Origin of the sequence: Thermoactinomyces mirandus, from assembly GCF_013868055.1 — a bacterium.
Classification (GTDB): Bacteria; Bacillota; Bacilli; order Thermoactinomycetales; family Thermoactinomycetaceae; genus Thermoactinomyces; species Thermoactinomyces mirandus.
Genome location: NZ_JACEOL010000076.1, coordinates 24,903 through 36,293 on the forward strand (window position 1 = coordinate 24,903; position 11,391 = coordinate 36,293).

The 11,391-nt window shown below is 44.2% G+C and carries 10 protein-coding genes; 1 reads left to right on the plus strand and 9 read right to left on the minus strand.

The genetic code is table 11. The features are described 5' to 3' along the window. Window positions 1–309: 309 nt before the first annotated feature. The 9 genes from H2C83_RS18270 to H2C83_RS16860 all read right to left on the minus strand — a co-directional run bounded on the left by H2C83_RS18270 (window position 310) and on the right by H2C83_RS16860 (window position 10,693). Complete coding sequence (locus H2C83_RS18270) at window positions 310–2,028, minus strand: ABC transporter permease/substrate binding protein (protein ID WP_181742339.1); 1,719 nt, start codon at window positions 2,026–2,028, stop codon at window positions 310–312. Beyond that, window positions 2,025–3,158, minus strand: coding sequence for a quaternary amine ABC transporter ATP-binding protein (locus H2C83_RS16825; RefSeq protein ID WP_181742346.1), 1,134 nt, complete (start codon window positions 3,156–3,158; stop codon window positions 2,025–2,027). Before H2C83_RS16825 ends, H2C83_RS18270 begins: the two co-directional genes overlap by 4 nt. A gap of 262 nt (window positions 3,159–3,420) precedes the next feature. Further along, entirely contained in the window at window positions 3,421–4,479 is a 1,059-nt protein-coding gene (locus tag H2C83_RS16830) for a galactitol-1-phosphate 5-dehydrogenase (RefSeq protein WP_181742340.1), read from the minus strand. Between the two features lie 236 nt (window positions 4,480–4,715). Continuing rightward, window positions 4,716–5,387, minus strand: a complete 672-nt coding sequence (deoC, locus tag H2C83_RS16835) for a deoxyribose-phosphate aldolase (protein ID WP_181742341.1) — start codon at window positions 5,385–5,387, stop codon at window positions 4,716–4,718. A gap of 24 nt (window positions 5,388–5,411) precedes the next feature. Beyond that, a complete protein-coding gene (locus H2C83_RS16840; RefSeq protein ID WP_181742342.1) occupies window positions 5,412–6,443 on the minus strand; it encodes a zinc-binding dehydrogenase in 1,032 nt (343 codons plus the stop codon). 34 nt (window positions 6,444–6,477) lie between these two features. Continuing rightward, a complete protein-coding gene (locus tag H2C83_RS16845) occupies window positions 6,478–7,737 on the minus strand; it encodes a galactitol-specific PTS transporter subunit IIC (protein ID WP_181742343.1) in 1,260 nt (419 codons plus the stop codon). An 83-nt stretch (window positions 7,738–7,820) separates the two neighbouring features. Then, a complete protein-coding gene (locus H2C83_RS16850) occupies window positions 7,821–8,105 on the minus strand; it encodes a PTS sugar transporter subunit IIB (protein WP_181742344.1) in 285 nt (94 codons plus the stop codon). Further along, window positions 8,105–8,596: a PTS sugar transporter subunit IIA gene (locus H2C83_RS16855; RefSeq protein WP_312853952.1), complete on the minus strand. Its 492-nt coding sequence runs from the start codon at window positions 8,594–8,596 to the stop codon at window positions 8,105–8,107. Before H2C83_RS16855 ends, H2C83_RS16850 begins: the two co-directional genes overlap by 1 nt. Window positions 8,597–8,629: 33 nt before the next feature. After that, the gene (locus tag H2C83_RS16860; protein ID WP_246333983.1) at window positions 8,630–10,693 is read right to left on the minus strand and encodes a BglG family transcription antiterminator; all 2,064 of its coding nucleotides are present in this window, start codon (window positions 10,691–10,693) and stop codon (window positions 8,630–8,632) included. Between the two features lie 230 nt (window positions 10,694–10,923). Between H2C83_RS16860 and H2C83_RS16865 the strand changes: the two genes are divergently transcribed. Next, the coding region (locus tag H2C83_RS16865; protein ID WP_512700748.1) for a thiamine pyrophosphate-binding protein at window positions 10,924–11,391 on the plus strand (468 nt) is incomplete at its 3' end.

Sequence of the window (11,391 nt, forward strand, 5' to 3'; positions counted from 1 at the left end):
TTATTTCCTATAAATATTATAGCAACAAATTTTTTTAATGATATAAACAAAATGTGAATTATTGATCAATATCCACTGATAATTCCATGTTGTTAAACAGGATGATGCATGTTTCTACTTTTATTTATATTATTTCAGCAAAATGATTTATCGAAAAACGAAATTCTATATGTGATTCAATTAACAAACTGTAGATTAAAGACTCCCGGTTTTTGGTTTTAATGTAAACCGGATCGTTCATGTGATAAAAAAGAAAAGATACCGGAATTCAGTATCCGGAATTCAGTATCTTTTCCATATAATCGAATCTTATTTTCCTACCCATTGTTTTACTTTTTCCGGATGGTTTTTGACCCATTTTTCGGCTGCTTTTTCCGGAGACATTCCTTTATGGATATCCAACATGACTTCTTCCATATCTTTTGTCGTCCAGTAGAAACGGTCAAGAATCTGGTATACTTCCGGCTTGTCTTCTTTTAACCCTTTGCGGGCAATGGTATGAATCGTTTCTTCTCCGCTAAAGACATTTTGCGGATCTTCCAGGAACTTCAGATCAAATTCGGCAAATTTCCAATGGGGTTGCCAACCGACCACCACAATCCATTCCCTGTTCCTGATCCTTTTTGACAATTCGGCCGTCATTGTTGCATCCGAACCATTGACCAATTGATAATCCAGACCGTATTGCCTGATCAATTTCTCAGTCGATTGCATCACGCCCGCTCCCGGGTCAATCCCGATAATTTTTCCGCCAAATTTATCTTTATACTGATTTAACTCTGCGATCGAGTCGGCTTTCACATATTTGGGAACGACCAGCCCAACCCTGGCTCCTTTCAGATTGGCTCCCAGATCCTCGTATTGCCCTTTAAACTGTTCCGCCATGATTTTGGCTGTCACTGGCAGCCAGCCGGCGACATGGGCATCCGCATCCCCTTGTGCCACACCCTGCCACATAGGGGTCGCCTGGGTTTCAAGCAGGTCAACTTCGTAACCCTGCTGCTCCAGTACCTCCTTGACAACATTGGTACTTGCAATTTCAGATTCCCAGCTGACATAGGTCAAGGTGACCTTTTCTTTTTGCTTGCCAATGTCTGTATAGGCAGAAATGACCAGACCAATAAGAACAAGAACGGCGACAACCGACATCCATTTCCGAACCGGAAATTTTTTCTTCTGCCCTTTTTGGACAGTTTGGACAGGTTTTGAATTTCCCAAATTTTGTGTCACCCGGTCCAGCACAATAGCGATAACAACAATGGCCAAACCAGCTTCAAATCCAAGCCCCACCTGAAGCCGGGAAATCGATTCCAGCACAATTTCTCCCAGTCCGCCGGCTCCAATCATGGAACTGATAACAACCATGGACAAGGAAAGCATGATCGTCTGGTTAATCCCCGCCATAATGGTTGATTTGGCCAAAGGAATCTCTACTTTCACCAGTCGTTGCCAGGAAGTGGCCCCAAAAGCATCGGCAGCCTCTTTCAGCTCTCTGGATACCTGGCGCAACCCTAAACTGGTCATTCTGATCGTGGGCGGCATGGCAAATACCACCGAAGCAATGACAGCAGGCACTGCCCCCAAGGCAAAGAAAAACACAGCCGGGATCAAATAGACAAATGCCGGCATCGTCTGCATAAAGTCCAGGATCGGGGTCACAATTTGCTTGACCCTGTCACTGCTTCCTGCCCACAAGCCAAAAGGAATTCCGATTATGATTGAAATGAGCGTTGACGTCAACACCAGCGCAATCGTTTCAACACTGGTTTCCCACAAACCCAGATCATAGATCAGTAATAAGCCAATCAGTGAAAAAACAGCAATTCGAAAACGGCTTAACAACCAAACGAGCAGGGAAAGCAACAGAATGGTTATGAATGGAGGTGTTACCGATAAAATCCGTTCAAAAAAATCGGTTGTCGGGGTAACAATTCCCTGAATGAAATCGAAAAAGGGCGCAAAGTATTCCTGCATCCATTTGATCAACACATCAATCCAGTCAGCAAGAGGGATTTTAGGCAAACTCATTCGTTATCCCCTCCTTGCCCGGCTAATGCCGCCCAAACCGCTCCACGCCCAACAATCCCAAGCAGACGGTCTTCATCATCAACGACAACGGCTGGAAGAGTCTGGTCTGTTTGTTGTCCAAGTTCAGAGACAATCTCTTGCAATGGCGTGTCCCTTTTTACTTTAACCATTTTCGTAATTAATATTTCTTCAATAGCCTTGTTTTTTTTCATCGCATCTTTCAACCTGTCAGCACTCAAAATTCCTTTAAACTTGCGGTTACGGTCAATGGCGATAACAGTAGGAATCGATTTGTCCCGCATTTTTTTGGCAGCAACCCGGAATCCGTCTTTCCCCAGAATAATGGTTTCCGCCTTGCGCATGATATTTTCAGCCGTCAACACCCTTCCCAAATTAACATCCTCTACAAAACGTTCCACATAATCATTGGCAGGCGATGTTAGAATTTCTTCCGGTGTTCCGACCTGGACAATCTCACCGTCCCGCATCAAAACAATACGGTCTCCAATACGCAAAGCTTCATCCAGATCATGCGTAATAAATATGATGGTTTTATTCATAGCGCGTTGAAGGTCGACCAGTTCTTCCTGCATCTCTTTGCGGATCAACGGGTCAAGTGCGCTGAAAGCCTCATCCATCAGCAAAACATCCGGATCATTGGCCAAAGCTCTGGCCAATCCGACACGCTGTTGCATCCCCCCGCTCAACTGGCTGGGGTAACTGTCGGCCCAATTCTCCAAACCGACCAGTTTCAGGCTTTCCATCGCCTTTTGCCGCCGGTCTGAAGCCGGTTCTCCCTGAATTTCCAGACCAAATTCCACATTTTCAATCACTGTCTTGTGCGGAAAAAGAGCAAATCTTTGGAAGACCATACTGATTTTTTTCCGCCGCAGTTCGCGCAGTTTATCAGCATGCATATCGACAATGTTTTCATTATCAATCAAAACTTGTCCGGCTGTTGGCTCAATCAGCCGGTTGATCATTCGCAACAATGTCGATTTTCCGCTTCCGGACAACCCCATAATTACGAATATTTCTCCACTTTCCACCGTGAAGTTGGCACGGTTGACACCGACAGTGGCTCTCGTCTCTTTGAAGATCTCGGCTTTCTTTTTTCCCTCTTTAAGCATTCTTAAGGCTTTTTTCGTCGATTTGCCAAAAATTTTAGTCAGATCTCTTACTTCGATTTGACTACTCAAAAATATCCCTCCATTCTCAGTGTTATATTTTTCCCTATAATTAGCCTCGGAAAACAGGTTTTAATTTCCATCCCGAGGAAGGCCACTGTATGGAAAACAGATGAAAAAAAGGCGTCTAAAATACAGACACCTTTTTTCAACAATTTACGATCTGTCAATTTGTAGATTTGCAGGCAAACTCTTTCGCCTTCCTTTATTTCGCTTTTTTATCGGGGTAAAATAACACTTTTACAAAATCTATCTCTTTATTAATGATCTGCCTGAATATGGCCGGGCCCCGCTCCAGTTCCAGCCGATGGGAAATCATCGGTTTCACATCGATCTGGCCTGTCCCCATATAATGTACGGATGATGTCCATTCTTTTCCCGGAAACGGAGCGGAAACTGCGTTCCAGGATCCATAAACCTTTAATTCATTCCGTACAATTTTTTCAAAGTAAAACCGTTCAATTTGAATATCTGCATAGGGGATTCCCATAAAGACGACTTCTCCGCCTTTTTTGGGCAGTGCAAATACCTGGGCGGATGTAACTGGCGACCCGGCTGATTCAACAGCCAAATCCACTCCTTTGCCATTGGTATAATCTATCAATTGTTTATGCGGCGATTCTTCCAGAGAATTGATCAAAACATCCGCACCCAGTTCTTTTGCCAATTTCAATTTGGCCTCATCGATGTCAATGGCATAAACTTTGCTTGCACCGAATATTTTGGCCCATTGCACCGCCAAAAGTCCGATACTCCCAACTCCCATAATGGCCACTTCCGCCCCCGGATGAATGGTTGTCTGGTAGAATCCGTGGGCTACCACCGAGGAAGGCTCCACCAGTGCGGCCGTATCGTAATCCACATGATCGGAAAGAGGAATGATGTGGCTTTTTGGTAATTTTACATATTCGGCATATGCTCCCGGACGATAGGCACCGATCACGGAAAGGTTTTTACATTGGGAAGGATGACCGCTCAGGCAGCTATCGCATTTGCCGCAGACAAACGTGGGGCACGCCGCAACCCGGTCTCCAACCTTGATCCCATCTACACCTGGGCCGATTTCCGCCACTTCTCCTGAAAATTCATGCCCAAAGATCATTCCTTCCACATATGGTCCCAGCTTTTTATAACGCGATATATCTGAACCGCAAATACCAACTGCCTTTACCTTGATAATCACGTCATCATTGTTTTTTATGACAGGCACGGGCGAATCTTCAAAACGCAGATCCTGCACCCCGTAAAGATTTAACGATTTCAAACATTATCATCCTTTCGCTGACGCATTCCGTTCCTTTTTCTTCTTCATGTACAGCTGGTATATTGCTATTCCCACGATAATTGTGTTAAAAATTAATTGGTGCTCAATATAGAATTGACTGATCCCTCTGAAGGGACCCAACATGGCATCTAAAAATTGATCTATCATCTTGTTTGGCCTCAATTCTGAAAGAGGTTGGAACGATTAAGCTCCCAGCTTAATCGCTCAGTCATTCTTCAATAATCGCCATCAAAAACCTGCCCGTTTATGATGGCAATGGCACTACTTGCACCGATGCGATCAGCGCCGGCTTTCACCATATTGACAGCATCTTCGTATGTTTTTATGCCGCCGGCCGCTTTGATCCCGATTTTGTTTCCAGCTATGGAACGAAGCAATTGAATGTCTTTTACATCTGCACCGCCGCCATTAAATCCGGTCGCCGTTTTTACAAAGTCGGCACCAGCCTCCATCACCAGTCTGGTGGCGGTGATTTTTTCCTCATCTGTTAACAATCCGGTTTCGATAATTACCTTGGTCGTGAGCCCTTTCGAGGCTTTGACCACTTCAGCAATATCTTTTTTTACAACATCGTATTCCCTGGATTTCAATGCTCCCAGATTGATCAACATGTCTATTTCTTCTGCACCGTTTCGGATCGCTTCCCCGGTTTCTTCCACTTTTGCGTGGGTGGTCGCTCCGCCAAGCGAAAAGCCGATCGGTGCGCCAACTTTGATCCCGTAAGGCGATAACAGGTTATAGGCATATGGCACATAATAAGGGTTGACAAAAACGGTCCTGAATCCATATTCAACGGTTTCATCACAGAATTTCTTCAGATCCGCCTTGCTGGCACCTGGCTTTAACAACGTATAATCAATTATCGAGATTAACTCCTGTTGATTCACTTTTGCTTCCCCTTTCATGAATATCTATTCCACAGGGGTTAACAAAACCTTGATCGCTTCCCCGCTTTTAATTGCCCGATATGCCTTATCCCACTCCGTAATGTCAAATATATGGGTTACCAAAGCTCTGGCATTTACTTTTCCCTCATTCATCAACGCCAGTGATGGTTCCCAATCCGCTGACTTCTGACTTCTGCTTCCAAACACCCGAATCTCTTTCTGAATGATTTTTTCCAGATCAAATTGGACTTCAGGCTGAGCAAAGAGTCCTACTTGCACGTATTGTCCTTTTTTGTGCAACAGATCAAGTCCCAGTTTGGCGGCAGGTACTGCACCCGAGCATTCCAGCACGACGTCGGCGCCATAACCGTCTGTCAATTGATGGACCAGTTCTTTCACATCTTCTTTTTCCGTATTGACGGCGTAATCTGTCCCCACTTCGATCGCTTTCTCCAACCGCTGTCTGTCATTTGTCAAACCAGTGATAATAACCGTAGCCCCGCAGCTCTTCGCCACTTGGGCTGCCAGCAGTCCAATAGGGCCCGGACCGATGACAACAACGAGATCACCTTCATGGATTTCTGCTTTGGCCACAGCGTGATGGGTACAGGCTAACGGTTCGGTCATTGCTGCCGATTGAAAATCCACATTTTCAGGAAGCTTGTGAACACTCTGTTTGCGGGCGAGCAAATATTTTGCAAATCCTCCGTCCTGATGCGTTCCCAGACCTCTCCGGCGGTTACACAGGTTATAATCTCCGGTTTTGCAATATCGGCATTCCCCGCAGATATAAAACGTGGTTTCTGAAGTCACCCGGTCTCCAGCTTGAAACTCTGTCACTCCTTCTCCCACTTCAGTCACTACCCCTGAAAATTCGTGTCCCAATGTAACCGGCACACCCACTTTGTAATGACCTTCAAACGTATGAATATCCGACCCGCAGACTCCTGCATACTTCACTTCGATTTTTATTTGATCTTTTCCAGGTTTTGGCTCCGGTTTGTCCTGTATTTCCAGATTTCCGTATCCAGGTGCTGTTTTAACCAGTGCTTTCATACTGGACTCCCCCTGCTTTCTTCGATGTCAGTCATTAATTGAATATCTCGAACAGTCTCCAAATCAGCCAGTTTATCAGGTTACCGCCCTGATCGATGCTTGAAGTCATCGCTGACCCTTCAGGCAAATTGATATTTGCCGCCTGGGCCATATCTGTAAAGATAGGGGCGATATCCGTTGCCATATAAAGTGATAACGCAATCATGATCGTTCCTACAATCACCGAATGTACGATATTGCCTCTTGCTGCCCCGACGATAAAAGCAACAATGAACGGAATGGTAGCCAGATCGCCAAATGGGAGAACCGCGTTTCCGGGCAGGATGATTGCAATTAGAACAGTAACTGGTGTCAAAATTAATGCTGTTGCGATCACCGCGGGATTTCCCAGCAATACGGCCGCATCAAGTCCGATATTGATTTCCCTGTCTCCAAAATGTTTGTTCAGCCATTTTTGTGCTGATTGGGAGATGGGCATCAAGCCTTCCATCAAAATCTTGACCATACGCGGCATCAAAATCATGACCGCTGCCATGGACATACCGATTTTAATGATTTCTCCGATTTCATACCCTGCCAGTGCTCCGATAGCAGCCCCCAAAACCAGACCGATAAACATGGAATCCCCAAAAATGCCAAACCGCTTTTGGATGCTGTCAGGATCGGCATGCAAACTTTTAATCCCCGGAATTTTTTGAACCAGTTTAACCAGCCAGATTCCCGGCGCATAAGAAATCGTACTGCCTGTTGCCACCGAAACGCCCGGCATTTCATAAAAATCCCTGACCATCGGTGTTGTCCAGTCTGCAACTTTCAGACAGACAATCTGAAACATCACAGCTGCAATCAAAGCCTGCCAGATGCTGCCTGAAATGGTGTAAACGACAGCAGCCATAAATGTATAGTGCCAGAAATTCCAGATATCGACGTTCATTGTTTTGGTTGTTTTGGTAAGCAGCATCACAACGTTTACAACTAGCCCGAGAGGAATGATAAAAGCTGCAACAATGGAAGCCCATGCAATGGAGGATGTGGCCGGCCATCCGATATCAATCACATTTAGACTGACCCCCAACCGGTCAACCATTGCCTGTGCGGCAGGTCCCAGATTTTCTGTCAGCAAATCGACGACCAGAAAGATTCCGACAAAGGCCACCCCGATTGTCAGCCCGGAACGAAATGCTTTGCCCGGTTTTTGGCCAAAAAGAAGTCCCAGGATAAAGATTGCAACCGGAAGGATAACTGTGGCCCCCAAATTCAGAAATCCCTGAATAAACCCTACAAAAGTTTGCATTACGTTTTCCCCCCTATTACGGATAGTAATTCCGGGGTTTCTGCAGCTGGCGCGAAACCCGGCTTACTATCTCTCAAGGCTGATTATTTCTTCAATTCTTCCAAAATCCGCTGTCTGGTTTCTTCCACTCCAACTCCGGTCAGAAATGAGCGTGCATTAATAACCGGAAACGGATATTCCTTTTTTGTCATTGCTGTTGTTACCAAAAGGTCTGCTCTGTCTTCATACACACCGACTTCAGCAATCTTGATCTGAATCAGATCCACATCAAGATTATGGTCTCTGGCCAATTGCTCAATCGCGCTGTTTACAACGGTGGAGGTTGCAATTCCTGCACCGCAAGCAACCAGGACAATTTTTTTCGCCACTATTTATCACCTCCTTTAAATGCGACAAGGTTCAGTTTTTCTTCCAACAGCCTTCTAATAAAGGTTTTGTCTTTTGCTTCAGCGATCTTTTTCAATATTTCTTCCTCCTGGAAAATCTGCATCAATTTTTGCAGAAAGGTAAGCTGGGAGTGAGCCTCATCCATGGCCAGCATAAACACCAGCCTTACCGCTATTGTTTTGCTTTCTTCCCCCATAACTACAAAATCGACCGGATTCTTTAAGACGGCAACACTGATTGACTTTTGCTTTACATGTTCCACGTCCGTATGGGGAATCGCCACCGGAACGCTGCCTGTGGGAAGCCCTGTCGCAAATTCTCTTTCTCTTTTCAAAATGGCAGGAATAAAACTTTTCTTGACCAAGCCTTTTTCGACAAGATTTGCAGACATGATTCTCAATACTTTTTCCGCCGTATCACCTTCCAGGTTCAGAAAAATAACTGATTCGTCAAAAAATAGTTTACTCATCATTTGCACCCCAATATTTTGTTTCTATCCGGTTTATCAATCGACAGAATAAAGATTTATGATCTCGCTGATTTCTTCTACCGAGTCAGCATTAATCAGTTGATTGCGATCTTCATCAGAACCAGCCAGTTTCATGAGCTGCATCAAGGCGTGTATATGCTGGTATTTGTCTTTTGCCGCAATCACAATGACAAGATGTATTTTATATTTGTTCACATAGTGAATTCCTTCTTTTACACGCAGCAGACTCATTCCCACCTCATTTACTCCATCTTCCGGAGCGGCATGCGGGATTGCCATATTCGGACCGATCACAATATACGAATCCTGCTTGCTGTAGCGAATCATAGCGTCAACATAATCCGGCTCAATTATCCCGCTTTTGACTAGTGGTTCTGCACTTAGCCTGATGGCACTGTCCCAGGATTCAACAGTATCGGCCAATGTGATGTTTTTAGATATGATTAGTTGGTTTAACTGGAGATCCGAATCATGAATCGTCTGGTTTACGACCGCAGAATTTTCGTCTCTGTTGATATATTTTTCCAATTCATTTTTTAATGCTTTTTCGTCTTGAATATTGGTATAGTTTGACACAATGTCCATGATATGATCAATGTTAATGTGATTTGGAATATAGCCGTAAACCCCCAGCATTACCTGTTTCCTTAATCGGTATTTTTCCTCTTTCCCCAGAAACACCTTGGTGACAAACAGCTTTTTATCTGTTTCCAGATAAGTCGGAGAAAAAACGAGATCATAGTCAAGGTGATAATTCATAAATTCCCGCACCGACAGGTAATCCAGAAATACAAACTCGGGAAACAACTCTTTCAGTTCTTTAAACAACAGCTTGGAAACGGAGATTCCTTGGGGGCAAACAACAACCGCTTTCACTTTCTTGTCAATGCTTTTCCCCTGTCTGTTCATCCATCCCCCGATCAGCATAGCAATATACGCAGTTTCATTCTCCGGAATATCACTGCCGATCAATTCTTGCAGTGGTCCCGTTGAACGTCTCACAAGATGGTGCAATTCCTGGAATTCCTTGCTGAAAGAACCTTTAAATTGAATATTATCGGTAAGCTGATATTTGATCCGGTAATATGCCGGTTTGATATGTTGCAACAATTTATCCATCAGTTCATCCCGATTCTCCAGATAGATACACGCATTTTTTTCAAATTGCCTCAGCATCTTGTCAATGGCCGGAATCAGATCGGGAATGGTTTCGTCAGTAAAAAAGGTTGAAAAGACATTTGTTGTCAGCAGATGCAACGTAACAAACAGGCGTTCGGTTACTGGAATATCCTTATAGCCGTGCAATATCTCCTCCGTTGCCTGATATTCTGTTGTATTGGACAATTCGTCATATTCAATCGGAAAGGAATCAATAATATTGCCTTTTCTGATTCTTTTTAATATCAAAATAAAGATATATGGCATAACTTTCAATTTTTCATCAGTGAATCTGGAATTCAGAATATCTTCTACTCTGTCAATCCGGTTTTTAAACTTGCGAATCTCCTCATCCTGAATGCCGGTTATTTTTCTCAATTGATTTTCCCCATGGCTGAATTGCAGCACCTGTCCGGTCACATGGATCAGCAATTTACGAATCTGAAACTCTTTCCCCTCTATCACATAACCTTTTCTTCGTGAGTAGCGGATAGTCAATCCATATCCATCCAAATAATTCTGCACTCGCTTCAAATCACTCAGCACCGTGTTTTTGCTGACATCCAGATGATAGGTAAAATGATTTAAAGACAATTCTTCTTCAGAGCTTAGCAGAATCATAATGATCAGATTGACACGCTGTGCTTCTGTAAGAATGTTTGTATTTACAGGAAATGAATCTGCATCATCCAGGAGGTTAAATTTGCTGAAAACAGCTTGATCAATTACAAACTGGCCGCGTCTGGTTCTTTCTATGACAGGAAGGTTGTTGGTCATCAGCCATTCATTGATTTTATCCAAACTGTAACCAATTTGTCTTTTGGTTAAATGGTGTTTCCTTTCCAAATCCATACTTGTAATGCTGGGATTACTCAGAAGTTCATCCAGAATCACCTTGCACCGTTTGTTCAAACCCAACATATCACCTCCCCCTCTCAACTCAATTTTAACATCGTTTTCTTTAAAATTGAAACCGATTTCATATGAAATAATTGGATTTTTAATGTATAATATTGTGATTTACATGGTAAATACAATTATTTGTATTGTTTGTTCATAATAACATACGTTTAACTACTAGTTATTGAAATGCGTTCATTATAAAATGAAAAAGGATAATATTAAACTACCAATAGCAAAGGAGTTATCATATGTTGGCGACTGTCGAACAACTATCGATCAACACAATTCGCACCTTATCCATTGATGCCATTGAGAAAGCCAACTCGGGCCACCCGGGCCTGCCCATGGGTGCTGCCCCGATGGCGTACACCTTGTGGACCGACTTTATGAACCACAATCCGAAAAATTCCAAATGGTTCAACCGGGACCGCTTCATTCTTTCAGCGGGCCACGGATCCATGCTGCTGTACAGCCTGCTGCACCTGTCCGGCTATGACGTATCCATGGACGATTTGAAAGCATTTCGCAAGTGGGGTTCCAAAACTCCCGGCCACCCGGAAGTGGGCCATACAGACGGGGTGGAAGCGACCACGGGACCGCTGGGCCAGGGAATCGCCATGGCCGTGGGAATGGCGATGGCCGAAGCCCATCTGGCCGCAACATATAACCGGAAAGATTTTCCCGTGATCGATCACTTCACCTATGCCCTGACGGGG

Excerpts from the sequence above, each read along its gene's own strand:
- H2C83_RS16845 (WP_181742343.1), bottom strand. The coding sequence starts at position 7,737 with ATGCAAACTTTTGTAGGGTTTATTCAGGGATTTCTGAATTTGGGGGCC.
- H2C83_RS16840 (WP_181742342.1), bottom strand. The coding sequence starts at position 6,443 with ATGAAAGCACTGGTTAAAACAGCACCTGGATACGGAAATCTGGAAATA.
- H2C83_RS16860 (WP_246333983.1), bottom strand. The coding sequence starts at position 10,693 with ATGTTGGGTTTGAACAAACGGTGCAAGGTGATTCTGGATGAACTTCTG.
- H2C83_RS16855 (WP_312853952.1), bottom strand. The coding sequence starts at position 8,596 with ATGATGAGTAAACTATTTTTTGACGAATCAGTTATTTTTCTGAACCTG.
- H2C83_RS18270 (WP_181742339.1), bottom strand. The coding sequence starts at position 2,028 with ATGAGTTTGCCTAAAATCCCTCTTGCTGACTGGATTGATGTGTTGATC.
- H2C83_RS16825 (WP_181742346.1), bottom strand. The coding sequence starts at position 3,158 with ATGCTTAAAGAGGGAAAAAAGAAAGCCGAGATCTTCAAAGAGACGAGA.